Raw genomic sequence first — 25,414 nt, 5'->3', positions numbered from 1 at the left:
AATCAAACTTTTGATTGTAAGTATAGCTATGATTTATCTTTATTACGAAATAAAAGACAAAAAAATAATTTGGAGTACCATTTTTAATGCACTTAGCTTTCAGTCCATTTTATTATTAGTTGCATTTTCTACTATTAATTGGCTACTAGAAATAGCAAAGTGGCGTAATTTAGTTTCTAACTTTAAATCGATTTCATTTTTTGAAGCAACTCAACAATGCTTAGGTTCCTTAACGGCTTCTATTTTCACCCCAAACCGAATAGGCGAATATGGAGCCAAAGCGCTCTATTATTCAAAAGAAGAAACCAAAAAAATTATTTTTTTAAATTTTATAAGCAATAGTTCTCAAATGGCCATCACTTGTTTTTTTGGACTACTAGGGTTACTATTATTTAAAATTAGCTATACTGAAACCATGGTTTGGTTTGCCTTTAAAATTAAAATCTTACCTGTTTTAATTGCAACAATTGTTTTTGCATGCGCAATATTGATTGCATTTCGATTCAAGAAAAGCAAAATTTACAGTATTTCAATAGCAACTTTATTTTCAAAAGTCACTTCCTTTCCTCGAATTATTTTAAAAAAGACCTTTCTATTCTCTCTTTTACGATTTTTAGTTTTTTCTCATCAATTTTATTATTTGCTCTATCTATTAAATTGCGATATCAGTTATCCAACAGCAATACCTTGTATCTTTAGTATGTATTTTTTAGCTTCTATCATACCAAGCATTCATGTATTAGATGTAGCCATTAAAAGCAGTGTTGCAGTATATTTGTTTGCTAAATTTGGAGTCCTGGAATGGAAAATTATTATGACAACATCAATCATGTGGGTTTTTAATTTGTTATTCCCTGTTCTTTTAGGCAGTTATTTTGTTTTTCAATTTAAATTTCAAAAAAAATGACTACTCTATTATTTATTATACTAAGCAGCTATGTTGTAACCATAGGTATTTTAATTTTTGGGTTTACCAAAATGAAACCCCTTTCTATCTATGAAACTGTACCAAAGAACACGTTTTCAATAGTAGTTCCGTTTAGAAATGAGTCTCAAAATTTACCTCTTTTACTTGAAACTATTTCGCATTTAAATTATCCAAAAGACCAACTTGAAGTAATTTTAGTAGATGATGATTCAGACGAAGCATTTGAACTTCAGCATTATAAATTCAACATAACACTTATTAAGAATCAAAGAAAATCTAATTCACCTAAAAAAGATGCCATAGAAACCGCAATTCAACAAGCTCAACACGACTGGGTCATTACTACAGATGCTGATTGCCAAGTAAAAACCAATTGGCTGCAAGTCATTGACAATTACATTCAGCAAAGTCACGTTAAGATGGTTGCATCAGGAGTGTGTTATATACCTCGAAAAGAGTTTTTATTTGGTTTTCAGAATTTAGATTTCCTTAGTTTGCAAGGCGCAACAATTGGTAGTTTTGGCATTCACGAACCCTTTATGTGTAATGGAGCCAATTTTGCTTACAGAAAAGATTTTTTCTATGAACTAAATGGTTTTACAGGAAATGAAGCCATTGCTAGTGGAGATGATGTTTTTTTATTACAAAAGGCTATAAAAAAAGACAAAAAAGCACTTGGATTTTGCTTACACAAACAAAGCATTGTTCAAACAAAAAGCGTTAAAAATTGGAACGAATTATTCCAACAAAGAGTAAGATGGGCTTCAAAAAGCACAGAATACCATTCAATTTTTGGAAAAACAGTAGCCATACTTGTTTTTTTAACAAATTTAGCATGGATAGCCAACCTATTACTTTTTGGATTTGAAAAAATAAGTCTGAGTAGCTTATTTACTTTTATAGCTATTAAAGCAATTGTAGATTATATTCTTTTAAAACAAACAGCTTTATTTTATGAAAGCAAATTAAGTTGGTTATTACCAAGTCTTGGTTTATATTCTTTTTTTAGTACGAGTGTTGCTTTCTATTCTCTTTTCGGCTCTTATCAATGGAAAGGAAGGTCATTTAAAAAATAACTATTCCTCTACTTTTATAATTACAGGTAAAATGAATTGCGATTTCACTTTTATTCCTCTTTTAATAGCGGGTTCAATTGCAGGAAAATCAGCTAACTTATTTTGCAGAATACTATCAATTACCTTTATATCATATGTAATTGCCTCTTTAGGTTTTTCAGTACGAAACTCTAAAGTTGCATCTGGATTAATGGTAACTTTTACAGAAATGGTATCCATTTCAGGATACATAATTTGCAAGGTATCTACACCAATTCTATTTTGAATATTTTGGATTAAATAATCAAAAAAGCATTGTTTTTGCGTTTCTTTATCTAATACAGAATCACAATTCGTAACTGTTGGGAATTCGTCCACTTCTTCCCAATTTATTTTCCCTAGTTCTTCCTTTAATAACTGTTCCTTATCTGGAGCCTTTTTATCAAAAAATTGACAAGAAAAAAAAGTAAAGAATAGGGCTACTAAAATAGCATTTGTTCTTTTCAAAATATATTTTTTGTAAAAATAGCATTTTTTATTTACAAAAAATTTCTAAGCACAAAATGAAATGGGTTTACAAATAGTGAATTACATCATTTTAAAGGTAATTGGCAATCCATATTTCACATTAACAACTTTACCTTGGTGCTTTCCTGGAGTAAATTTTGGTAACAAGCTAACAATACGAATCGCTTCTGTTTCCAATATCTTTTTTTCGTTTGCTTTTTCATTGGATGCATTGGCCTGAATATCTTTCACAATTCCTACTTCATTGATAATAAAACTTACCTCAACTCTACCTTGGATGTTGTTTTCTAATGCTTCTTCAGGATAGGTAAAATTCCTTTTGATGTGATTCATCATTTTTTTATTAAAACATTCAACCGCTTCTTTTCTTGACGAAGAGCCATCACACCCTTTAAACAGAGGTACCTCTTCCGTAACTTCAAATGCAATAAAATCTTCTATTGAAGTATTTTTTTCAACATTTGTAAAAGAAGTAATTATTGAAAAAAGGAAAAACAACAACACAATTGTTCTAAATTTAGTTTGAGTAGTTTTTAGCATAGTAATAGAAATTTAGTTAATAATCCTATATCCATTGATTTTGTAGCACATTCTATTAAGCAGTTTTTAGGGTATAACTAAAATACAAAAAAAATAATAGATTCTTAAAAAAACACCTAATAAATTACAAGAATAAAAAACTAAAATGATTTCGTAATGCGAATAGTATAATAATTTATACTTAATTGTTGTTTAGAACGGTTAACCTTTGATTAATATACTCTTTTTTTTCATTGGATAAGTTACTAAATCTTAAAAGAAATTTTTTATAATTTTGAATACTTTCTTGAGGGCTATTCCCTAAATAGTCCTTAATCGTAATTAAATGATAGTTCGCTTCAAGGTGGTTTTTATCTTGTTTTAAAGTTTTATTATAGTAATAAATCGCTTTTTTATAATTTTTAGCCTTTTGAAAGAAATAACCTAATGAAAAATACTCATTTTCAAAAGTAAATGTTCTCAAATTTATTGCCATTACCATATCTTCCTCTGCTTTTTCAGGTAAATTTAAAAAACCATAACATTTTGCTCTATAAATATAATATTGAGCATCGTCTTTTTCATTTATTAACTCCGAAAACAGAATTCTGCTCTTTTCATATTGTCTAATTTCATAATAAGAAATGGCCAATTTTTCAAAAATAAATTTTTCATCTTGATTTCTTTCAATTAGCATTTCAAAGTCATCAATAGCGGCAAAATAATCTTTCAAATTAAAATTTATTTGTGCGCGAAGTTTGAGCATTTCTAAATTTATAATTTTATTATTTAAAAAGCGATTACATATTTTTTTGGCCTCCTGAAGGCTATTCTCATTTGTAAGCAATAGAGCTAATCTATAATTACTTTTTAAGAATAATGAATCACAAGTGACGCTTTTCTCATAATAGAATTTTGCTTCAGCAAGACTACTTTGCTTTTCTAAAACATTACCTAAGTAATAATTATATATAGAGTTGTTATCTTCTTTTACTAACTCTTTGAATATTATTTCCGCCTCTTTAAATCTATTTAATTCTAATAATAATAGAGCATAATCATAATTAACTTTTTTATTTAGGGCATCTTCATCTAAATAGTAGTTATAATATTCCTTTGCCAAATCTAAATCTCCTCTTATTTCATAAACTTTAGCTGTTTTATAAAATTTAATACGACTTGAATCTTTTGTATAAATTTCAATTGCTTTGTCTAATTTTCCCATATTAACTAAACTATCAGCTTGTTTTATATATTGAGAGCATACATTTTGTACACAAACAAGCAATATCAATTTGATCCAATTTATAAATCTCATTTCAATTTAAAAGTTATTGGTAATCCATATTTTACATTTACACGTTCTCCTTTTAATTTAGCAGGAATAAATTTAGGAAGGATTAACATCAATCGAATGGCTTCTTTTTCTAAAAGAGCTCCGTTTTCAGGACCTCTAGCCTCAACATTAATTACATTACCTTCTTTATCGATTATAAATTGAACAACAACGGTACCTTCAATATTTTTTTCAAGAGCTAAATCAGGATAGGTAAAATTCTTCATAATATGCAAATTCATTTGATCATTGAAACATTTAGAATTTTCATCTTTATCGATATTTTCACAATTTACAAATCGAGGAGTTTCATCAACGCTTTCGAAACTAACAGAAGGAACTTTAGCATCATTTTTTTGCAAAGAACTGACTTCATCATTTATAAAACTTGATTCTTCTGACTTTTTCACAGTAGATTCATCTGCATCTACACATCTTGAAAAAAACATTATAGAAAAAATCATCATTGGTATTATTAAACCATATTTGTAAAGTGCTTCTTTGGAAGATTGTGATTTTTGTAACATAAATATTCTTTTTTTTATTAATGATTGATTAAAAAAACTATTCGTAAATGACCAATTTTGAACTTTAAAAACCTGAGTTAAAAGACTTTCAAAATACCTTACTTTATCCTGTTGAACAGCTAAAGCATCTGCTTCAAATTCATGAACTTCAATTAATCTATTTTGAAAAACGATTACTAATGGATTAAACCAATATAAAACCTTAATTATCTCTAAAAGCAACAAGTCAAAAGAGTGTTTTTTAATTCGATGTATTAACTCATGTTTTACAATAACTTCAAATTCATGATTATGATTACCTATAAAAATAGAATTCAAGAAGGTAAATGCTAAACTTGAATGTTCTACTAAATAAATCTTAGTCGAATTGAAAATTATTTTTTTAGACCCCTTCTTTATCCTCCATATTTTAAATATTTTCATCAAAAACAACGACATAAAAACAAGTATTCCTAAAAGATAGATTGTAAAAAAAATCTGACTTGTCTTGAATTCGTTTTCCATAAAATTATCTATCACATTTCTTTTAAAATTAGAAACAATTATCTCATTTAGTTGAATTTCAACTAACCTATCTTTAGAATCATAAATTGGCACCAATGGTACTACAAATGAAAAGAGAACAGATCCTAAAAGGTAAAATCTATTTAACATGAAAAAAGTTTCTTTCCTCAATAACAAATAATAGAAACTTAAAAAAAGAAATTGAATTATTACAACTTGAAAACTATAAGTGATAAAACTATTCATCTTTCCTTTTTTTAATTTCTTTTAATAACAACTCAACATCTTCTAAATCTATATCATTCTTTTTTACAAAAAAAGAAACCATATTTTTAAAGGACCCTTGAAAATAATCTTCCATTAATTTATTCAAGGTATTATTACTATATTCTGATTTTTTTACAATTGGAAAATAAACATACCCTTTTCCTTGCTGACGATGGCCCACATTTTTTTTAGTTTCTAATATTCTTATAATTGTAGAAACAGTATTATAAGCAGGTTTTGGTTCTGGCAAGAAAGCAATTATATCTTTTACATTTGCTTCTTCTAATCTCCAAAGAACCTGCATTATTTCTTCTTCTGCTTTTGTAAGTTGTCTCATTCTTTTCAACTAATTTTTTAGTTAATAAAAACAAATGTAAACTAATTATTTAGTTTTAACTAATTATTTAGTTAAATATTTATATCTTTAAAATAAAATTTAATATGGAATACATTTTATTATTTCTTGGGTTTAGCTGCATGATAATCGGACTTATAGGTAGTTTTCTACCCGTTTTACCTGGTCCACCAATCAGCTGGATTGGTATACTTTTACTATATCTTACACCAGAAATTAAAATAAATTATTGGATATTAGGTATAACCTTAACTATTGCATTAGGTATTGCCATTTTAGATTATATCATACCCGCTCAAGGCACCAAACGATTTGGAGGTAGTAGTTATGGCATTTGGGGAACTAATATTGGTTTAATAATAGGTTTGCTTGCCCCTATTCCTTTTGGTTTTATAATTGGTCCTTTTGCTGGCGCTTTACTAGGAGAATTACTTTACGACCAAAAAGACCACAAAAGAGCTTTGAAAGCAGCAACAGGTTCTTTTATTGGATTTTTAGCCAGCACTTTTATGAAGTTTCTAATTACAATTATTTATTTAGGTTTGTTTTTAGCCATAGTATGGAAAAACTGGAATGTCTATTTTTAATTCATATAATAAAAAAAGCATCTTATAATAAGATGCTTTTTTATTAAAATTAGCGGTCTGGACGGGACTCGAACCCGCGACCCCATGCGTGACAGGCATGTATTCTAACCAACTGAACTACCAAACCTAATTTTACAATATGTTATTGAAATTAACAATTCTTTTGAACGAATCTCAATTTTTTAATACTTTCTACAACAAAGACTGTTATTTAAACAAAAAAGCCATCCACCTTAAAGGTGAAAAGCTTTTCATCGGTCTAACTACTAAACCATTCCGATTTTACTCGGAACTAAACAACACAACTATTTTCGATGCTTTTATGGGGCAAAAAAGCATTCCGATTTCTCAGAATGCTTCTTCCCAATTTAGCGGTCTGGACGGGACTCGAACCCGCGACCCCATGCGTGACAGGCATGTATTCTAACCAACTGAACTACCAAACCAGTGCCTTATTGCGAGTGCAAATATACAACGCTTTTCGAATCTTGCAAATATTTTTTTAAAAAAAAGTAAAAAAAATTTAATAAAAAAAGATAATGATTAGCCAAACTTTTGTTTTTCAACCAAATACGTGGTTAAAATTTTTTCAAAATTTTCTCCAATTTCAACAGGTACATACTGAATTTTATACTGTAAACAAGAATCTGAAATTTCCTTAAAATAGTTTTCTACTTGTTTTTCGTAAGCTTCTTTTATATTATCTGAAAAAAGCTGAATACTTTCTCCTGTTTCAACATCAATAAATTTTCGTGGAGAAGCATTGAAGTCAAAATGAAATTCTGTCTTTTTATCGTATACATGAAAAACCACTACTTTATGCTTATTATGTTTTAAATGCTGTAAAGCTTTGAAAATTTTATCTTCATTCTCGTACTGAAACATATCTGTAAACAAGATGACCATGGATCTTCTGTGAATATTTTCAGCAATTTGATGTAAAAAAGTAACCGTATCTGTTTTTTTATTACTTACTGTAGTTTGAAGCAGTTCTTCTAATTTATTTAAAATCATTCGATGATGCCTTTCACTTCCTTTTTCTCCTGTATAAAATTCATAGGTATCAGAATACACACTTAATCCGACAGCATCGCGTTGTTTTTTTAACAGATTCATTAAAACTGCTGAGGCTAATACCGAAAAACCAATCTTATTTTCGTAGAAAGAATCCTTTTTCGTCAATACAGGATAATGCATAGAAGAAGAATTATCAATAATTAAATGACAACGTAAGTTCGTTTCTTCTTCATATCTTTTAGTATACAAACGATCTGTTTTAGCAAATAATTTCCAATCAATATGCTTGGTACTTTCTCCTGGATTATAAATTTTATGTTCTGCAAATTCTGCAGAGAAACCATGAAAAGGACTTTTGTGCATTCCGGAAATAAAACCTTCGACCACTTGATTAGCAAGTAATTCCAAGTTTTTAAAACGAGTTATTTTTTCTAATTGAGATTCTATCTTCATAAGGTAAAGATAATCAGATAAATTAGTTAATCATAAAAAAAGCCTAACATTAAGTTAGGCTTCTCATTTCATTGTAAATCAATTATAATAATGCATCGATTGCATCAGTATAAGTTTTTTTAGGAGCAACTCCAACTTGTCTTCCTACTACTTCTCCGTTTTGGAATACTAAAACAGTTGGAATGTTTCTAACACCATATTTTGCTGCAAATTCTTGGTTTGCGTCTACATCTACTTTTCCTACAACTGCTTTCCCGTCATATTCTGTAGCCACTTCATCAATAACTGGTCCTACCATTCTACATGGTCCACACCAAGCTGCCCAAAAATCTACTACTACTGGTTTATCTGATTTTAATACTACTTCTTCAAAAGTTGCATCTGTAATTGCTAATGCCATTTTCTTTATTTTTATATTTAAAATTCCTAAAACTAATTTTGAGTTTTTATTACTCGTTTACAAATTTAGAAAATAATTATTCCAATTTTTCTAAATTAATATAAATTTTAATTATAGCCCAATTTAAAAATTGAATTTATAAACTCTTTAACACATTTACTAATACTTTACCACTTAATCGCTTGGAATAATCTGGATTGATATATAAAAATTCAATTTCTTGATTCTCATTTAAAACATAAACCGTTGGTACTGGTAACCAATTCGTGTTTTTATTATCGGAATATTTCCCTAACATCTTACTGTACTTTTCTGGTGCTGCAAAAGCAATCCCTAAAGCTTTTGAGAAAACGCCATTACTATCAGCATACAATTGATATCCTAAATGATCTTTTTCAATTGTTTCTTTTAAAAAAGAAGGCGCATCAGGATTTACTGCAATAATTTGGTAACCCAAACCTAAAATGTCTTTTTCTATCTCTTGCATATCGGCCAATTGCGCATTACAATAAGGACACCAGCCACCTCTATAAACGATTAAAACCGTTTTTTGAGCAAAGAGTTCACCAGTGTTTTTGGTTTTTCCTTGCACATCTTGTAGAGTACTATTAGGTATTTTTTCTCCAATTAATAAGGGCGCGATATTTTCTGGTTTATCTGCTATTTGAGCTGGTAAATAGGTTATAAAACTTAACAGCAAAAAGAGGAATACGTTTTTTTTCATTTGTATGACTTTATAATTAAGTATACAAAGGTATTTTACCATTCTTTTTTACAGTGTTATCTAGCTAACATTAATTGAGTTTAAAATTAATTTGCATGCTTTCAAGTTCCTGCAATAATTCGTTAGAAATTTTAACTTTCATTTTCCTACTCGGCATACTCAACTTGGTTACCACTTTTATTTCTTCCACCTCTTTAATAGTTGGAGCAATTGCAACCGACTCTAATGCTTCTTCCGAATCTGTATCATCACTCACATCTATAGTTTCATCTTCAACTGTTTCGATGATTTGTTTCTTTATTTTTTCCAACTCCATGACTTCAATAGTAACAGTATTCTCGCCTTTTTCTTTGGTAAATAAATCATACAAAGATTGAATTAAGCTTTCACTTAAATCAACAATACTAAATTGTAAAATCAGTTTTTTAGCAAAAGTAGTCAACACATCTTGCAACATTTTCACTTCTATAAACTGCAATCTTGGATCCCCTTTTTTCCCTTCAGCGTTCACCCAACCTTCTTTTACTACCAATTTAATAAAGGTAAAATTGTTTTGAATTAAAAAATGTCGGAACTTTAAGTATTCTTCTCCAAAAATTCTAAATTCATAGGTTTCGTCATAACCTTCCAAAGTAAACATGCCCCAACCTTTACCATTTTTTGCCACACGGTGTTCTACTTTTGTAATGATTCCACCAATGCTAATATTTTTACCTACGAAATTGTTTAAATCTTTCAGTTCTTCTAACTTAGCATTACAGAAATATTTCATCTCATATTTGTAATCATCCAAAGGGTGACCCGAAATATAGATCCCAACTACTTCTTTCTCTTTGGCCAATTTTTCCATGGTATTCCATTCTTCACAAGGTGGAACAACGGGTTCAGCAATTTGCACTTCGGAAGCATCACCAAACAAACTTACTTGAGAGGAATTTTCATTTTCTTGAAACTTTGCCCCGTATTTCATGGCTTTTTCCAAGAACGTAATATGATCGCCTTCATCATGAAAATATTGTGCTCTATGTGTATCTGAAAAACAGTCAAAACCACCTGCTAAAGCTAAATTCTCAAACGCTTTTTTATTGGCCGCACGCAAATCGATTCGTTTGGCTAAATCAAAAATCGATTTGTATTTGCCCTCTTTTCTGTTTTCAACAATCGTATTTACAGCTCCTTCACCCACACCTTTAATAGCTCCCATTCCAAAACGAATCGCATAATCTTCATTTACGGTAAATTTATAATAGGATTCGTTTACATCCGGACCCAAAACAGCTAATCCCATCCGTTTACACTCTTCCATAAAGAAAGAAACTTGCTTAATATCGTTCATATTATTAGAAAGCACAGCAGCCATATACTCCGCCGGATAATGTGCTTTTAAGTAAGCGGTTTGATAAGCTACCCAAGCATAACAAGTGGAGTGCGATTTATTGAAGGCATAACTGGCAAAAGCTTCCCAGTCTTTCCAAATTTTTTCCAAAACAGTAGCATCATGCCCTTTTGCAGCCGCTTGTTCTACAAATTTAGGCTTCATTTTGTCCAATACATCCTTCTGCTTTTTTCCCATTGCCTTACGTAAGACATCGGCTTCACCTTTAGTAAATCCTGCTAAAGATTGAGACAAAAGCATTACCTGTTCCTGATATACTGTAATTCCATAGGTTTCACCTAAATATTCTTCACAAGCATCTAAATCATATACTATAGGTTCTTCTCCATTTTTTCTTCTTACGAATGAGGGAATGTATTCCAAAGGACCTGGTCGATATAACGCATTCATGGCAATTAAGTCACCAAAAACAGTTGGTTTCAAATCCTTCATGTACTTTTGCATTCCAGGTGACTCGTATTGAAATATCCCAACCGTTTCCCCTCTTTGGAACAACTCATAGGTTTTTGGATCATCTATAGGAAATTCGTCTGGATTGAGTTGGATTCCTGTTCGATATTTAACTAATTTAACCGTATCTTTTATTAAGGTTAAGGTTTTCAAACCTAAGAAATCCATCTTTAGTAATCCAGCACTTTCCGCAACAGAGTTATCAAATTGGGTTACATATAAATCGGAATCTTTAGCTGTTGTTACCGGAACATAATTGGTAATATCAGAAGGTGTAATAATTACCCCACACGCATGAATTCCGGTATTACGCATCGAACCTTCTAATATTTTCGCCTGCTGAATCGTCTCTCCCGCTAAATCGCCTTCGTTTGCAATGGCAATTAATTCTTTAACTCGATCAAATTCATCGGAACGCAAGGCTTTTTTAACCTCTTCTTCTTTTTCAGAAATGAATCGGGCCAAATTCCATTTGGAAGGCATCATTCCAGGAATTAATTTAGCAATCCGATCCGCTTCAAACAAAGGTAAATCTAATACCCGAGCGGTATCTCGAATAGCCGATTTCGTTGCCATTTTCCCATACGTAATAATTTGCGCTACCTGATTGGCTCCGTATTTTTTAATTACATAATCCATCACACGTCCACGTCCTTCATCATCAAAATCAATATCAATATCGGGCATGGATACACGATCTGGGTTTAAGAAACGCTCAAAAAGCAAATCGTATTTAATAGGATCTATATTAGTAATTCCTAAACAGTATGCTACCGCAGAACCCGCAGCAGAACCACGTCCTGGTCCAACAGAAACATCCATTTTTCTAGCTTCTGCGATGAAATCTTGTACAATTAAAAAATAACCTGGATAACCTGAATTGGAAATCGTTAACAATTCAAAATCCAACCGTTCTTGAATTTCTGGAGTAATTTCAGTATACCTGCGTTTGGCACCTTCCATAGTAAGATGTCTTAAATAGGCATTTTCACCTCGAACACCACCATCTTCAGCATCGGCAGGATCTACAAATTCATCAGGAATATCATATTTTGGCAGTAATACATCGCGATAAAGAGAGTAAATTTCGACCTTGTCAATTATTTCTTGGATGTTTATAATGGCTTCTGGTAAATCGGTAAAAAGTTTTTTCATTTCTTCTTCCGACTTAAAATAATATTCTTGATTGGGTAACCCGTAACGATATCCTCTTCCTCTACCAATAGGCGTTGCCTGTTTTTCTCCATCCTTCACACACAATAAAATATCATGTGCATTCGCATCTTCTTTATTCAGGTAGAATGTATTATTGGTTGCAACCAATTTTACTTGGTGCTTTTGAGCCAATTCAATTAAGGTTTTATTTACCCGATTTTCATCTTCTTGATTGTGCCTCATGATTTCCAAATAGAAATCGGCTCCAAATTGATTTTTCCACCAAATCAAAGCTTCTTCGGCTTGGTTTTCACCAATATTTAAAATTTTACTAGGAATTTCACCGTATAAATTCCCAGACAAAACCATGATATCTTCTTTGTATTTTTCAACAATGGTTTTGTCAATTCTAGGCACATAATAAAACCCATCTACATAAGCGATGGAAGCCATTTTAGCTAAATTATGATACCCTTTTTTATTTTTTGCTAATAAAACCACCTGATACCCATTGTCTTTTTTGGTTTTATCCAAATGATTGTCGCAAATATTAAATTCGCAACCTACAATAGGTTTTATTTCGGCATCCGTAGGTGTTTCACCGGCTTCAATTGCCGCTTCAATCTTTGCTTTTGCAGCTTTATTATGATTCATAACCGCACTCACAAAGTGAAAAGCACCCATCATATTCCCAGTATCGGTCATCGCAACAGCTGGCATATTGTTTTTTGCAGTTGCAGCAACTAAGGCAGGAATCGCAATAGTCGATTGCAATACTGAAAATTGGGTGTGATTGTGTAAGTGCGCGAACTTCGCTTTAGAAAAATCTTTTTTATCTTCTTCAGAGATGGTTGTTTGAACGTTTTCTTGCTCAATTTTTTGCAGTTTTTTACGAATGGCGTCTGAAGCTGCTTTTAAATTGATGTGCTGCAATCCAATTAATTGAATTTCAGTCGGATTATTTTCTTTGAAACGTGTAAAATAATCGGGAGCAACGTCTAATTCTTCTTTTGTAAAGACCTCTCTTTTGATTAATTCTAAAAAACAACGTGTGGTTGCTTCCACATCGGCTGTAGCATTGTGCGCTTCTGCAAAAGGTTCACCAAATAAATATTCGTGTAATTCGGTCAGGGTAGGTAATTTAAATTTACCTCCTCTACCTCCAGGTAATTTTAGTAATTCGGCTGTAACTTCTGTACAAGTATCTAAAACAGGCATTTTTGCCATTTCGGAAGCGACACCCATTCGGTAAAATTCGCAGCCCATAATATTAACATCAAAACCTACATTTTGACCCACAACAAACTTGGCTTTGGAAAGCGCTATATTGAATTTTTCCAGTACTTCACTCAAAGACACCCCTTGTTCTTCTGCTAATTCGGTAGAAATACCATGAATACGTTCGGCATCATACGGAATATTAAACCCATCTGGTTTTACCAAATAATCTTGATGCTCGATAAGATTTCCCATAGCATCATGCAATTGCCACGCAATTTGTATACAACGAGGCCAATTATCGGTGTCGGTTATGGGTGCAGCCCAACTTCTAGGTAATCCTGTGGTTTCCGTATCGAAGATTAAATACATAATAGATTTATTTCCAAATAATTAAAACTATTTTGTCTCTTAGAATGACAAACTTCAAAAATACAATTATTAAAAATGATGCACAATTTTAGTTGTTAACAGTATAAAATGAAATATTCCTTTTGAAAGTTGCCTATTTTTATTTTGATTTGCATTTAAATAGTACACATGAAAAAAATATTTTTTTTACTAACCTTTATTTTAATTACCCAATTTACAATTGCTCAAGAAAAACAAGGCATTGTCAACTACGGATATATTAAAAGTTTACTAACTGGGCAAAAACAAGGAGAAGAATACAAAGCTCAATTACTTTTTGACAGCAAACGTTCTTATTTTGTAACACAAAAAGATTCTTTAGAAAATAATGTTGACAAAACGGAAGAAGTTACTATTATTGAACCTAATGAAGCCAATGGCAATGTAGGCGTTATTAATCTTAGCGGCTCCAATTCAAGGTTAATAACCAATTATGTAGGAAATCAAGTGTATTTTGAACGCGAAAAAGATACTTTATGGTCGTATGTTATGGGCATGGGCAATATGTACATCAAAGAAAAAAAACCCACTATTTCCTGGAAATTTGAGAAAGAAACCAAAAAAATAGGCAAGTACACTTGCCATAAAGCCACTGCTCCTTTTCGAGGTAGAGACTATACGGTTTGGTATACTACCGAAATACCTATCCCTTATGGTCCTTGGAAACTAAATGGCTTACCTGGTTTGGTTTTGGAAGCGTATGATAGCGAATACAAAATCTATTTCTATTTTAAAAACATGGAATATCCTGTAAAAGAAACGATAAAGATTAGTTTTGTCCAAGAAGACATAGAAGAAAAACGAACAAAATGGTTTCGTTATAGTACCTATTTAAAACACGCAAAGGATTTAATTGAAACAAAAAGAGAACGCATGTTATTGGTATTAAAAGATCACCCAGGAGTTACAGTAAGAGTTGTCTTAGAAGAACAATATATAGAAATAGCGGAATAAAGATGAGCAAACAAAATCAACTTGTATTATTTTTATTTTTTTCCTTGACAATAAGTGCTCAACAAAAGCAAGGCATTGTAAATTACGGTTATATAAAAAGCATTTTTCATGGTCAAAAACAGGGAGAAGAATATAATGCGCAATTAACTTTTGATAGTATGCATTCATATTTTGTCTCAGAAAAAGATTCTTTAGAAACTATAACTGATAAAACAATTACTCAACCAGTATTCACCGAATCGAATGAAGGAAATGAAACACTTGGAACAATAAAACTTAACAGTTCAGAGTTATTCACCAATTATGTAGGAAACCAAGTCTATTTTGATCGCGAAAAAGACACTTTATGGTCGTATGTAATGGGTATGGGTAATATTTATATCAAAGAAAAGAAACCTGCTTTCAATTGGAAATTTGAAAAAGAAACTAAAAAAATTGGTAAGTACACTTGCCATAAAGCCACTGCTCCATTTCGAGGAAGAGACTATACCGTTTGGTACACTACTGAAATACCTATTCCTTATGGCCCATGGAAATTGAATGGTTTACCTGGATTAGTTTTAGAGGGTTATGATAGTGAATATAAAATCTATTTCTATTTTAAAAACATACAATACCCTTTAAAAAATGAAATAAAAATTGATTTTATTAAAGAAAATATTGAAGAAAAATTTACTCGATGGTTTTCTTATAAAGAATATCTAGCACATGTTAATTATTTGATAGAAAGTGAATATGAAAGTATGCTTTTGATTGCTAAAGACCATCCAAAATTTATTCCTACAAAACAAAAAATAGATAGACAATATATTGAAATAACAGAATAAAGATGTACAAACAAAATCAGCTAGTAGTTTTTTTATTTTTTTCATTGATAATAAGTGCTCAGGAAGAACAAGGTATTGTGAATTACGGTTATGTCAAAAGTTTACAATTAGGCCAAAAACAAGGCAAAGAGTTTAATGCCCAATTAACATTTGATGTAAATCGTTCTTACTTCGTATCTGAAAAAGATTCTTTAGAAACAGATTTAAATAAATTATTAAATCCAGTTTACACAGAAGCCAATGAAGAAAAGGGCACATTAGCAATTATAGATTTAAGTGGTACAGGTACAAATAGGGTAGGCAATCAAGTCTATTTTGACAGAATTAAAGATACTTTGTGGTCATATATTATGTACATGGGAAGTGTTTATATCAAAGAAAAAAAACCTACTATTTCATGGAAATTCGATAACGAAACCAAAAAAATAGGCAAATACGTGTGTCATAAAGCTACAGCCACTTTTCGAGGGAGAGACTATACCGTTTGGTATACTACAGAAATACCCATACCTTATGGCCCATGGAAATTAAACGGCTTGCCAGGACTCGTTTTAGAGGCGTATGATAGTGAATATAAAATATTTTTTTATTTTAAAAATATGGAATATCCATTAAAAAAAGAAATTAAAATTGACTTTATAAAATTTGATCCTGATGAAGCCTTTAGCAAGTGGCATAGTTATAATAACTATTTAAAACACGCAAACAATATAATTAAAAAAAATAACGAAAGAAAAGCTTTATTCAATAAAGAAAGAAATATAAATGCTGTCCCAATAAAAAATACAATTGAAAATGACAGAATTGAAAATGAAAGAATTGAAATAGCAGAGTAAATGAAATATATATTATTCTTTTTTACTACATTTTGTTTTTCACAACAGTATTCTATAACTGGCACTATTAAAAACAATAACAGAAGCGTCGAAAATGCTTCTGTTATTATTTTAGATGCCAATGAGTCTGTTTTAGGTTATGACTATTCTGATGCTAAGGGGAGTTATAGAATCTTGATATCAGTTAATGAAAATAAAAAAATAACTATCAGCGTTTCTTGTTTAGGCTATGAAAAAAAACAAGTTATACTAACCCTAACGGACAAAAAAATTGTGTCTCAATCTTTTGAACTAGTAGAACAAACAGAAGTATTAAATGAAGTGGTACTGGAAACGGAACAAAAAATAAAAGTGGATAGCGATACTATAACCATAAAAACGAAATACTTTACCAATGATACTGAACAAACGGTAGAAGATGTTTTAAAACGCATTCCAGGCATTGAAGTTGAAGAAGATGGAACTATTAAAGCAAATGGAAAGCCAATTGAAAAACTTTTAGTAGAAGGAGATGATTTGTTTGATCAAGATTATAAGTTATTGTCCAAAAATTTAGATGGCAAAGTGTTGGATGCCGTTCAGATTTTAAAAAATTTTGAAGACAATCCTATATTAAAACAATTAGGTGATTCTAAGGCTGTTGCTGTGAATTTAAAGTTGAAAAAAAATCTATTAAACATTTGGTTTGGAAACCTTACTTTAGGTGCAGGAGTTGTTTCAGAGAATCGTTGGAAAGAAAGTTTAAATATTGGATTGATTCGTAAAAAAATCAAATTATTAAACTTAGCCGATTACAACAATTCTGGAACTAAAGCCAGCAGTCAGATTTCTAAAAGCTTTGCTTCTTTTGATATTTACAGACAAGATAGATATGAAAAAGAAGCACGAAGTGTGTTTCATTCATTTAGTGGAGAAAACACCACTTTTAGTAATACCCAAAGTATTTTTAACGATGCTTTTTTTAATACTTTAGCTTTTAATACAAAAATCAAACCCGATTTTTCGGTGCGCAGTGTGAGTTACTTTGCTTTAGACGAGCAAATACAAAATAGCTTGTCTTCTACGAAATATTTAGTGGAACCAAATCCTATTTTTACCTCAGAGCAGAAAAACTATAGTTTACAAAATAAAAAAATAGGCAGTGAACTAGAACTTAAATATACGGCCAACTCAAAAAACTATTTTACAGCCAATTTGATTTTTAAAAACAACCCCCAACGCATTAAGGATAACATTTTGTTTAATGAAGATTTAGTAGCTGTAAACTCTAGAAATAACAATTACAGTTTTTACAATCATTTGTATCATACTTATAAAATCAAAGGAAACAAGGTTTTAGTGAATTATCTCTATTTTGGAAACGATCAATTGACGGAAAGAAATAAAATTATTTCACCCTATTTAAATGATTTTTTCGCTGTTGATAGTCAAGCACTTATTAAAGAAGAAGTTAACAACACCCTTCTTTATACTGGAATTAAGAGCAAACTCATTTCCAAATACAAAAAAACAGAACACGTAATAGGTGTTAAATTAGAAAGTAGTACCGAAAAAAACAAAACCAATTTTTTAGTTGAAAATACTCAAAATTCAGAATACAGTACGGGTTTAGATTTTAAACAAAACACCATTAGCGTTGATAATGGCATTAAATATGAATTTACAGAGGATTTAAAATTAGATTCTCAAATTACTTTTGATTTTAACGATTTTAAAAGCGAAAATTTTTCTAAACGATACGTGCTTTATAGAGCCCATAATGGTTTGAATTACGATAGTAAAAAAACAGGTACTTACAGCTTATTTCATAGTTTCAATCAAACACTACCTCAAACTTCAGCTTTACTTCAAAAGTATCAATTGATAAGTTATCGAAATTTTTCTAAAGGAATTGTAAACCAAGAATTGCCCGTTTTAAAAAGTCAGAGTATCACATTATCGCATCATTATTCAGGAAGTTCCATTCGCTATTCTACCACTAGTAGTTTGTCTTATACCAAATCGGGAAAAATTAATGCATCAGAAACCACCATAACAAATAATTTTATTTTCAACAATACCTCTTTTGTAGAAGGCGGAGATAGTTATCGATTTAACTTTAAGTTACTGTATTTCATTCGAAAAATACAAATGGCAACCAAATTAGAAACGGATCAAAATTGGACCTCAGCACCTGTAAAAGTAAACACTAGTGATTTCAATACAATTAACACTTTATTTAGTACTTATATCGTATCTGGAACTACTTATTTGGAAAAACCCTATAATTTTGATTTTACGGTTACCCAAAATAGAAGTTATACTACTTTTAATGATTCTAAAAGTAGCAATGTGATTACCAAAGCGAATTTCGCTATAAATTACAAACTAAATGAAACCTTTATAGTAGCATTAAAAAATGATGTCTATTGGTTAGATGAAACCTATTCGTTCTTAAATGCTGAATTGAACTATACTCCTAAAAAGAGTAAATTTTCTTACCGAATGGTATTGAATAATTTGTGGAACGAAAACGAATTTAAAATTACTTCCTTAAACGATTATACGATTACAACGAGAAGTATTCCTTTAATTGAAAGATACGCTTTACTTACAGTCCGCTATAGATTCTAACAAAAAAACCACCTCAAATGAGATGGCTTCTTATTTTATAATTGATTCTTTTTAGTTTAAAGGCAATCGGTAGAAAATCCCTTGAGAAAAAGTAACTACTTCTCCACTATCATTTACAGCATTCAACTTAAATGATCCTGTATATTTACCATCCTCAACTTTTTCAATAACAACTTCACCGTTACTTTGCTGTGTGTTCACCACTCTAAAAGTCGCATTATTATTTCCTCCTTCAACAGTTACTACATCTCCAGTTACATAATTAGCGCCTCTAGCTTTTATAGTGTCTGTTAAAATCGCACCAATACTATTTACTGTTATACGAAAAACCAATCCACTACCAGAACCTCCTGTTGTTAAAGCAGAATCATCATTGGCATATCCATTTCCAGAGGTTAATTTACGTGTTACAAAAGCTGGACCAGGAAAAGCACCTGTATCATACGTCGTAGTATTAATCCCAGATTTTAAGCTATATGATGCAAAATTAGCCTCATTAGTAGTTCCTAAAAGATAGGTTCCAGGATTGGCTGAACTTGTGGTTAAAACCAACTCTTCATTCCCTCTTAAAGCTGTAATAATCAAACCACCATTAGGCCCTATTGCTAATGAAGTTTCTTGTGATTTCCAGTTACTATCGTTAAATTTTGCTTGAAATGCTGGGTTATTAACTTGTGTTTCATTCACACATGAAGTAACCATTATTACACATCCCATTAAAGCAATTATTTTTTTCATTTAATATCTTGTTTAGTACATAATTAGACAAAAATAATTTTTTTAATTCAAACTTAACATAAAAATCATAAAAATATTTTTGCAAAACATATACTATTGTAAAACAAAGTTTTGTACATTTGCACCCTTAAATAACTGAGGTCGGGTACCTCAACATTAATCAAAAGATTATGCCTGTAAAAATTAGATTACAAAGACATGGTAAAAAAGGGAAACCTTTTTACTGGATCGTAGCAGCAGATGCTCGTTCAAAAAGAGATGGTAAATTCTTAGACAAAATCGGAACTTACAATCCAAACACTAACCCAGCAACTATCGATTTAAATTTAGATAGCGCTGTACAATGGTTACACAATGGTGCTCAGCCAACTGACACTGCAAGAGCAATTTTATCTTACAAAGGTGCTTTATTAAAACACCACTTAGATGGAGGAGTTCGTAAAGGTGCTTTAACTCAAGAACAAGCTGATGCTAAATTAGCAGCTTGGTTAGAAGAAAAAGCTGGAAAAGTTGACGCTAAAAAAGACGGTTTAAGCAAAGCGCAAGCAGATGCTAAAGCGAAAGCATTGAAAGCTGAAAAAGAAGCTAACGAGAAACGTTTAGCTGCTCAAGCGGAAGCTGCAAAAGCTGCTGAAGCGGAAGCTGAAGTTGCAACCGAAGAAGCTGCTGCTGAAGAAGCTCCAGCTGTTGAAGAAAACAATGAAGAAACAGAAGCTTAATTTTTAATTCGTAATAATGCATAAAAAAGAGTGTTTCTATTTAGGCAAGATTGCGAGAAAATTTAGTTTTAAAGGGGAAGTTTTAATCTATTTAGATACAGACGAACCTGAATTGTATGAAAATTTGGAATCAGTATTTGTTGAATTAAACAAATCACTGGTTCCTTTTTTTATTGAAAAAAGTGCTCTTCACAAAGATAAATTTTTACGGGTACGTTTTGAAGATATTGATTCAGAAGCTGCGGCTGATGAAATTATGAATTGTGAAATTTATCTTCCACTTTCCATGTTGCCTAAATTAGAAGGCAACAAGTTTTATTATCATGAAATTGTAGGTTTTGAAGTTGAAGATGTACGTTTAGGAACTATTGGCACAATGAAAGGGGTGAACGATAGTAATGCACAACCTCTTTTTGAAATTCTAAATGGTGAAATCGAAATCTTGGTTCCCATGATAGATGATTTTATTGTAAAAATTGATAGAGGCAACAAAAAAGTAATTCTTAACACTCCTGTGGGATTAGTTGACTTATATTTAGGTTCATAAAAAAAGAGTAGATTTTGTCGGTTTTTAAATTCAAACAATTCACAGTTAAACAAGATCGCTGTGCTATGAAAATTGGCACTGATGGGGTTTTGTTAGGCGCTTGGACACCCTTGATTAACAATCCTTACAATATTCTTGATATCGGTGCTGGAACAGGTATTGTAGCTCTAATGCTTGCTCAAAGAAGCCATGCGGAACAAATTGATGCTATTGAAATTGATGATGCGGCTTTTGAACAAGCCACTGATAATTTTGAAGCCTCACCATGGAACGACCGCTTATTTTGCTTTCATGCTGGTCTTGATGAATTCATGGAAGAACCTGAAGATGAATATGATTTAATTGTTTCCAATCCTCCTTTTTACACTGAGAATTATAAAACTGAAGATGAACGACGAGATCTAGCTCGTTTTGAAGAGGTTTTACCTTTTGAAGATTTAGTAGAAGCTGCTGATTTATTACTTTCAGAACAGGGTATTTTTGCAGTCGTCATTCCTTATAAAGAAGAAAATCGGTTTTTAGCTTTAGCAGCCTCTTTTGAATTATATCCTTTACAAATTACTCGTGTAAAAGGAAATCCAACAACAGAAATTAAAAGAAGTTTGCTGGCTTTTTCAAGAATCCAACAAACTCCTTTAATTGACGAATTAACTATTGAAATTTCTCGTCATGAATACACTCCAGAATATATCAAACTCACCCAAGATTTTTATTTGAAGATGTAATTTTATTTTTTGTGGGCATTATTATATATCTTAATCACCTCATTCTTACTTGTCACATGTAACTTTTCGTAAATATTTCGAACATGTGTTTTTATGGTATTGACACTTACATTTAAATCTTCACCAATTGAAGCATAGCTTTTGCCTTTCGTTAATAAAGTCAATACTTCATTTTCACGATCTGAAAGTTCATTTAATTTTTTTTCTTGAAAAGATTCTACTACCATTCTAGCAATTTTAACACTCATAGGTGCACCTCCAAGATTGAGTTGTTCTAATGCTTCTATAATTTTCTGCTTTCCACTTACTTTAGTAATGTAGCCTACAGCTCCAGCACATAATGCTTCAAAAACATAGTTCGATTCTTCATTTACTGTTATAACTATAATGGCAATTTCTGGAAACTGTTTTCTTATAATTTTTATACCGTCAATCCCGTTCATACCCGGCAAATTGATATCCATAAAAACGACATCCGGAGCTAATTCTTCCAATTTTGGAATGGCCAATTCGCAACTTTCAAAATCACCAACAACTTTAAAGTTTTCAGTAGAATTAATGATTTCTTTGTAGGTTTTTCTTACTAATTCGTAATCTTCTATTAAGAGAATTCGTTTCATATTTAAAAATTACTAAAAGCCATAATTTAATTATGGCTTTTAAAACAAATCTATAACAAATCTAGCAAACTATTCTTTGATTATTTTTTGAATAGCTGTTTTTCCTTCTTTAGTGGTTATTTTAAGCAAATACACACCTGAATTTACAGTGTCAATTGCAATGCTGGTTTTATTTTCAATACAGGCAACGACTCTTCCATCAAGAGTAACTACTTGAATTTTTGAAATTGTTTCTTGAGTATTCAATTTTACGTATACACTATTTTTAACTGGATTAGGGTAAACAGTAATTTGTTCAGAAAGGTCAAAATCATTAGCTTTTAAAGCACAAGTTGTACTATAGGACGCAGTAGCATCTTTATTTAACCAATTTGTAGTACTATAAGCTTCATTATCTACTTGAATGCATGTTAAATTCGGGTTAAGGTAAACACGAAAATTGTCATTAGTCATATTTTGGTTATTACCATTAGCTACATTTAAACTAGTTAATTGGCTATCTTGACAATAAAGCACATTTAACACTGTGTTTTGACTTACATCTAAACTTGTGAATTGATTATAATGACAGTAAAGTTGAGTTAGTAATGTATTTTGACTTACATCTAAATTAGTTAATAAATTACCGTAACAGGAAAGCACATTTATCATTGAGTTCTGACTTACATCCAAACTTGTCAATTGATTACTATAACAATACAGTTTAGTTAATGCTGTACTTTGGCTTACATTTAAACTAGTTAATTGATTATTAAGACAGTAAACTTCAATCAATGCTGTATTTTGACTCAAATCTAAACTAGTTAATTGATTGTATTTACAATCAAAATACTCTAATGCTGTATTTTGACTTACATCTAAACTTGTTAATTGATTAGTAAAACAGTTCAAATACTTTAATGCTGTATTTTGACTTAAATCCAAACTTGTTAATTGATTAAAAGAACAGTATAAGTACTCCAATACCGTGTTTTGACCTAAATCTAAACTAATTAACTGATTACTATCACAGTTCAAATACTCTAATGCCGTATTTTGACTTAAATCCAAACTTGTTAATTGGTTATTTTTACAGGAAAGCCAATAAAATGCTGTAAAAGCCTCTATTCCTGTTAAATCTGAAATATTTCTATTAGAACAATCCATATATCCTGTATAAGCACTTGCCTCAGTAATTTGTATTTCGGAATCTCCATTTGTATTGATAGCAGAATTATTCAGCAAATATGCTTTAAAATTTACATCTGGAATATTTACATTTTGAGCAAAAATTAAGTTTGCTAAAATTAAAGTTATAATGAGTAACTTTTTCTTCATTTTATTTTTATATAATTATTTTGTGCAAAAATCTCCATTTTAAATACACGAGCTTTCACCCAAAAAGGGTGATTTTTAATAAAAAAATCGTTTAAAATGGCTTTTAAAAATTGAATTTGCTTATTCTTTTATAATTTTAGTTATCAATTCTTTTTAGGTTTCTAAATTGATTTAATATAAAAACATCTCGATATATAAGAAGTAATTTATTAGCTAAACGCTACGTGTTTTATTCTTTTATAAATTTCTGAACGCCTTTACCTTTATTCGTTTGAACTTCTATAAAATACAGCCCCTTTGAAAGATGCTGCACATTAATTACTTTTGAATTGGATTCTGTGACAAGTTGTCCCATTGCATTATAAATTCTAGAGTTTATAAATTCTAATGAACTATTTAAAGACACACTTATGTTTTCTTTAGCGGGGTTTGGATAAATTTTTGTGTTTTCAGTAACAAACTGATTTGCGTTTAATACGTTAGCAATATCATATAACATAACCCTATAACCACCATTTGGCTTACTACCTAATGCTATTCTATTCCCATCAGAAGTTAATGAAAGTGCATCTCCTAAACGAGAATGAGAAGTCCCATTAAAGGAAGTCTTTTGAACCCATTCGTTTCCTACTAAAGAATACACATATACTCTTCCTTGAGAACTTTCCCATCCAACCGCGGCTACAGCCAATACAGTTCCATCATCTGACATTGCTAAATTGCCACCAAAATAATTGCTTTCATTTTCTCCATATAAAGAAGTTGAAAACTCCACCCATGATCCAGAAACCAACCTAAAAGTTCTTACTCTACCGACATTATTTACATTATTTACGCTTGCACTAACACTGCCAATGGTTAATAAAGTTCCATCATGATTAACAACTACACTAGATCCAAATCTTTCAGTAGTATTATCACCCATTAATGTTGCACCTACCTGACCCCAAAAAGACCCACTTTCGTACCATCTATATACTATTGTTTCACCTTGGTTAGAAGATTTACCAGGAATACCAATAACAAGAGTACTTCCATCTTTACTAAGCACACAAGAACGATAACCAAAATCTTTACCACTTTCATTATCATAAAAATCATTTCCCATTTGTTCCCATTGGGAATTAGAAGAATTAAATTGAAAAACCCTTACTAATCCAGAGTTGGTTATTCCGTTTACATCTGCTAAATATCCAGAGATAGCCAAACGATTTCCATCAGCACTTAATGAGACTTTCCCACCAAAAAGATCTGTTGTGTTTATACCCTCAATAACATTTCCTACTTGTTGCCATTCTGAAGTAGCAACATTATAATCATAAACATATACTTTGCCAATACCAAATGGCTGAAAAAATCCACTAAATGGAGCTCCAACAGCAACTCTATTCCCATTGTTTGAAATACTTAAACTAGTTCCAAATCGAGAAGCTTCTACTGGGTCATTGTCTATTACATTGGTAAGATACCAATTGTTGTTTCCTCGTGAATACTCTTTAACTATTCCATTATTATTATTTGGGTAGTTTGGTGATCCAAATATCAATCTATCACCATTATCCTTAATCGCAATATCAAAACTTAATTCTTCACCAAAACTACCATTAATAGAATTTCCAATTAATGTTTGTGCATTTGCAGTTACAAATCCAAAGTTTAAAATTAAAAAAAGTACTGTTTTTTTCATA

The 25,414-nt window shown here is 30.9% G+C and carries 23 protein-coding genes and 2 tRNA genes; 10 read left to right on the top strand and 15 right to left on the bottom strand.

The genetic code is table 11. From position 1 onward, the window contains the following. Nucleotides 1-10: 10 nt before the first annotated feature. Both FHG05_RS06950 and FHG05_RS06945 read left to right on the top strand, forming a co-directional pair. Nucleotides 11-907: a hypothetical protein gene (locus tag FHG05_RS06950; protein WP_181369152.1), complete on the top strand. Its 897-nt coding sequence runs from the start codon at nucleotides 11-13 to the stop codon at nucleotides 905-907. Then, a complete protein-coding gene (locus FHG05_RS06945; RefSeq protein ID WP_140997295.1) occupies nucleotides 904-2,004 on the top strand; it encodes a glycosyltransferase family 2 protein in 1,101 nt (366 codons plus the stop codon). Before FHG05_RS06950 ends, FHG05_RS06945 begins: the two co-directional genes overlap by 4 nt. Here FHG05_RS06945 and FHG05_RS06940 read toward each other — a convergent pair whose 3' ends face one another. The 5 genes from FHG05_RS06940 to FHG05_RS06920 all read right to left on the bottom strand — a co-directional run bounded on the left by FHG05_RS06940 (nucleotide 2,005) and on the right by FHG05_RS06920 (nucleotide 6,001). After that, on the bottom strand, nucleotides 2,005-2,490 hold the full coding sequence (locus FHG05_RS06940) for a hypothetical protein (RefSeq protein ID WP_140997294.1): 486 nt from the start codon (nucleotides 2,488-2,490) through the stop codon (nucleotides 2,005-2,007). Between the two features lie 81 nt (nucleotides 2,491-2,571). After that, the gene (locus tag FHG05_RS06935) at nucleotides 2,572-3,051 is read right to left on the bottom strand and encodes an energy transducer TonB (RefSeq protein ID WP_140997293.1); all 480 of its coding nucleotides are present in this window, start codon (nucleotides 3,049-3,051) and stop codon (nucleotides 2,572-2,574) included. Nucleotides 3,052-3,232: 181 nt separating this feature from the next. Next, a complete protein-coding gene (locus FHG05_RS06930) occupies nucleotides 3,233-4,348 on the bottom strand; it encodes a tetratricopeptide repeat protein (RefSeq protein WP_140997292.1) in 1,116 nt (371 codons plus the stop codon). Further along, the gene (locus FHG05_RS06925; protein WP_181369151.1) at nucleotides 4,345-5,547 is read right to left on the bottom strand and encodes a M56 family metallopeptidase; all 1,203 of its coding nucleotides are present in this window, start codon (nucleotides 5,545-5,547) and stop codon (nucleotides 4,345-4,347) included. Before FHG05_RS06925 ends, FHG05_RS06930 begins: the two co-directional genes overlap by 4 nt. Nucleotides 5,548-5,635: 88 nt before the next feature. Next, on the bottom strand, nucleotides 5,636-6,001 hold the full coding sequence (locus tag FHG05_RS06920; RefSeq protein ID WP_140997290.1) for a BlaI/MecI/CopY family transcriptional regulator: 366 nt from the start codon (nucleotides 5,999-6,001) through the stop codon (nucleotides 5,636-5,638). 104 nt (nucleotides 6,002-6,105) lie between these two features. Between FHG05_RS06920 and FHG05_RS06915 the strand changes: the two genes are divergently transcribed. Continuing rightward, nucleotides 6,106-6,606 (top strand): DUF456 domain-containing protein, encoded by a 501-nt coding sequence (locus FHG05_RS06915; RefSeq protein ID WP_140997289.1) that lies wholly within the window; start codon nucleotides 6,106-6,108, stop codon nucleotides 6,604-6,606. A gap of 53 nt (nucleotides 6,607-6,659) precedes the next feature. On the opposite strand, the gene FHG05_RS06910 is transcribed toward FHG05_RS06915, so the two are convergent. The 6 genes from FHG05_RS06910 to dnaE all read right to left on the bottom strand — a co-directional run bounded on the left by FHG05_RS06910 (nucleotide 6,660) and on the right by dnaE (nucleotide 13,791). Next, nucleotides 6,660-6,733 (bottom strand) — tRNA-Asp (locus FHG05_RS06910). A gap of 245 nt (nucleotides 6,734-6,978) precedes the next feature. Continuing rightward, nucleotides 6,979-7,052, bottom strand: a tRNA-Asp gene (locus FHG05_RS06905). A 97-nt stretch (nucleotides 7,053-7,149) separates the two neighbouring features. After that, entirely contained in the window at nucleotides 7,150-8,076 is a 927-nt protein-coding gene (locus FHG05_RS06900) for a DUF58 domain-containing protein (RefSeq protein ID WP_140997288.1), read from the bottom strand. A gap of 82 nt (nucleotides 8,077-8,158) precedes the next feature. Then, on the bottom strand, nucleotides 8,159-8,476 hold the full coding sequence (gene trxA, locus FHG05_RS06895; RefSeq protein WP_130735788.1) for a thioredoxin: 318 nt from the start codon (nucleotides 8,474-8,476) through the stop codon (nucleotides 8,159-8,161). 136 nt (nucleotides 8,477-8,612) lie between these two features. Further along, on the bottom strand, nucleotides 8,613-9,200 hold the full coding sequence (locus FHG05_RS06890; RefSeq protein WP_140997287.1) for a peroxiredoxin-like family protein: 588 nt from the start codon (nucleotides 9,198-9,200) through the stop codon (nucleotides 8,613-8,615). Nucleotides 9,201-9,270: 70 nt separating this feature from the next. Then, nucleotides 9,271-13,791, bottom strand: coding sequence for a DNA polymerase III subunit alpha (dnaE, locus tag FHG05_RS06885; RefSeq protein WP_140997286.1), 4,521 nt, complete (start codon nucleotides 13,789-13,791; stop codon nucleotides 9,271-9,273). A 168-nt stretch (nucleotides 13,792-13,959) separates the two neighbouring features. Here dnaE and FHG05_RS06880 point away from each other — a divergent pair, with 168 nt between their 5' ends. The 4 genes from FHG05_RS06880 to FHG05_RS06865 are packed head-to-tail and all read left to right on the top strand — an operon-like array spanning nucleotide 13,960 to nucleotide 19,060. Further along, the gene (locus FHG05_RS06880; protein WP_140997285.1) at nucleotides 13,960-14,784 is read left to right on the top strand and encodes a GLPGLI family protein; all 825 of its coding nucleotides are present in this window, start codon (nucleotides 13,960-13,962) and stop codon (nucleotides 14,782-14,784) included. A 2-nt stretch (nucleotides 14,785-14,786) separates the two neighbouring features. Continuing rightward, nucleotides 14,787-15,611: a GLPGLI family protein gene (locus FHG05_RS06875; RefSeq protein WP_140997284.1), complete on the top strand. Its 825-nt coding sequence runs from the start codon at nucleotides 14,787-14,789 to the stop codon at nucleotides 15,609-15,611. Between the two features lie 2 nt (nucleotides 15,612-15,613). After that, on the top strand, nucleotides 15,614-16,447 hold the full coding sequence (locus FHG05_RS06870; protein ID WP_140997283.1) for a GLPGLI family protein: 834 nt from the start codon (nucleotides 15,614-15,616) through the stop codon (nucleotides 16,445-16,447). Beyond that, entirely contained in the window at nucleotides 16,448-19,060 is a 2,613-nt protein-coding gene (locus FHG05_RS06865; RefSeq protein WP_140997282.1) for a carboxypeptidase-like regulatory domain-containing protein, read from the top strand. It abuts the gene before it with no gap. Between the two features lie 51 nt (nucleotides 19,061-19,111). Here FHG05_RS06865 and FHG05_RS06860 read toward each other — a convergent pair whose 3' ends face one another. Continuing rightward, nucleotides 19,112-19,798 (bottom strand): DUF6252 family protein, encoded by a 687-nt coding sequence (locus tag FHG05_RS06860; protein WP_140997281.1) that lies wholly within the window; start codon nucleotides 19,796-19,798, stop codon nucleotides 19,112-19,114. Nucleotides 19,799-19,968: 170 nt separating this feature from the next. Between FHG05_RS06860 and FHG05_RS06855 the strand changes: the two genes are divergently transcribed. The 3 genes from FHG05_RS06855 to FHG05_RS06845 all read left to right on the top strand — a co-directional run bounded on the left by FHG05_RS06855 (nucleotide 19,969) and on the right by FHG05_RS06845 (nucleotide 21,789). Then, nucleotides 19,969-20,517: a 30S ribosomal protein S16 gene (locus tag FHG05_RS06855; protein ID WP_140997280.1), complete on the top strand. Its 549-nt coding sequence runs from the start codon at nucleotides 19,969-19,971 to the stop codon at nucleotides 20,515-20,517. Nucleotides 20,518-20,533: 16 nt separating this feature from the next. Then, nucleotides 20,534-21,064 (top strand): ribosome maturation factor RimM, encoded by a 531-nt coding sequence (gene rimM / locus FHG05_RS06850; RefSeq protein WP_140997279.1) that lies wholly within the window; start codon nucleotides 20,534-20,536, stop codon nucleotides 21,062-21,064. A gap of 65 nt (nucleotides 21,065-21,129) precedes the next feature. Continuing rightward, nucleotides 21,130-21,789: a tRNA1(Val) (adenine(37)-N6)-methyltransferase gene (locus FHG05_RS06845; protein ID WP_140997278.1), complete on the top strand. Its 660-nt coding sequence runs from the start codon at nucleotides 21,130-21,132 to the stop codon at nucleotides 21,787-21,789. Nucleotides 21,790-21,791: 2 nt separating this feature from the next. Here the strand turns inward: FHG05_RS06845 and FHG05_RS06840 are convergent, their stop codons facing one another. The 3 genes from FHG05_RS06840 to FHG05_RS06830 all read right to left on the bottom strand — a co-directional run bounded on the left by FHG05_RS06840 (nucleotide 21,792) and on the right by FHG05_RS06830 (nucleotide 25,413). After that, nucleotides 21,792-22,409: a response regulator transcription factor gene (locus FHG05_RS06840; protein ID WP_140997277.1), complete on the bottom strand. Its 618-nt coding sequence runs from the start codon at nucleotides 22,407-22,409 to the stop codon at nucleotides 21,792-21,794. Nucleotides 22,410-22,478: 69 nt separating this feature from the next. After that, on the bottom strand, nucleotides 22,479-23,726 hold the full coding sequence (locus tag FHG05_RS06835; RefSeq protein WP_140997276.1) for a leucine-rich repeat domain-containing protein: 1,248 nt from the start codon (nucleotides 23,724-23,726) through the stop codon (nucleotides 22,479-22,481). 229 nt (nucleotides 23,727-23,955) lie between these two features. Next, entirely contained in the window at nucleotides 23,956-25,413 is a 1,458-nt protein-coding gene (locus tag FHG05_RS06830; protein ID WP_140997275.1) for a T9SS type A sorting domain-containing protein, read from the bottom strand. Nucleotide 25,414: the final 1 nt, after the last annotated feature.

The organism is Flavobacterium profundi (assembly GCF_006491645.1).
GTDB classification, from domain to species: domain Bacteria; phylum Bacteroidota; class Bacteroidia; order Flavobacteriales; family Flavobacteriaceae; genus Flavobacterium; species Flavobacterium profundi.
This window is presented reverse-complemented; position numbering and strand designations above follow the sequence as displayed.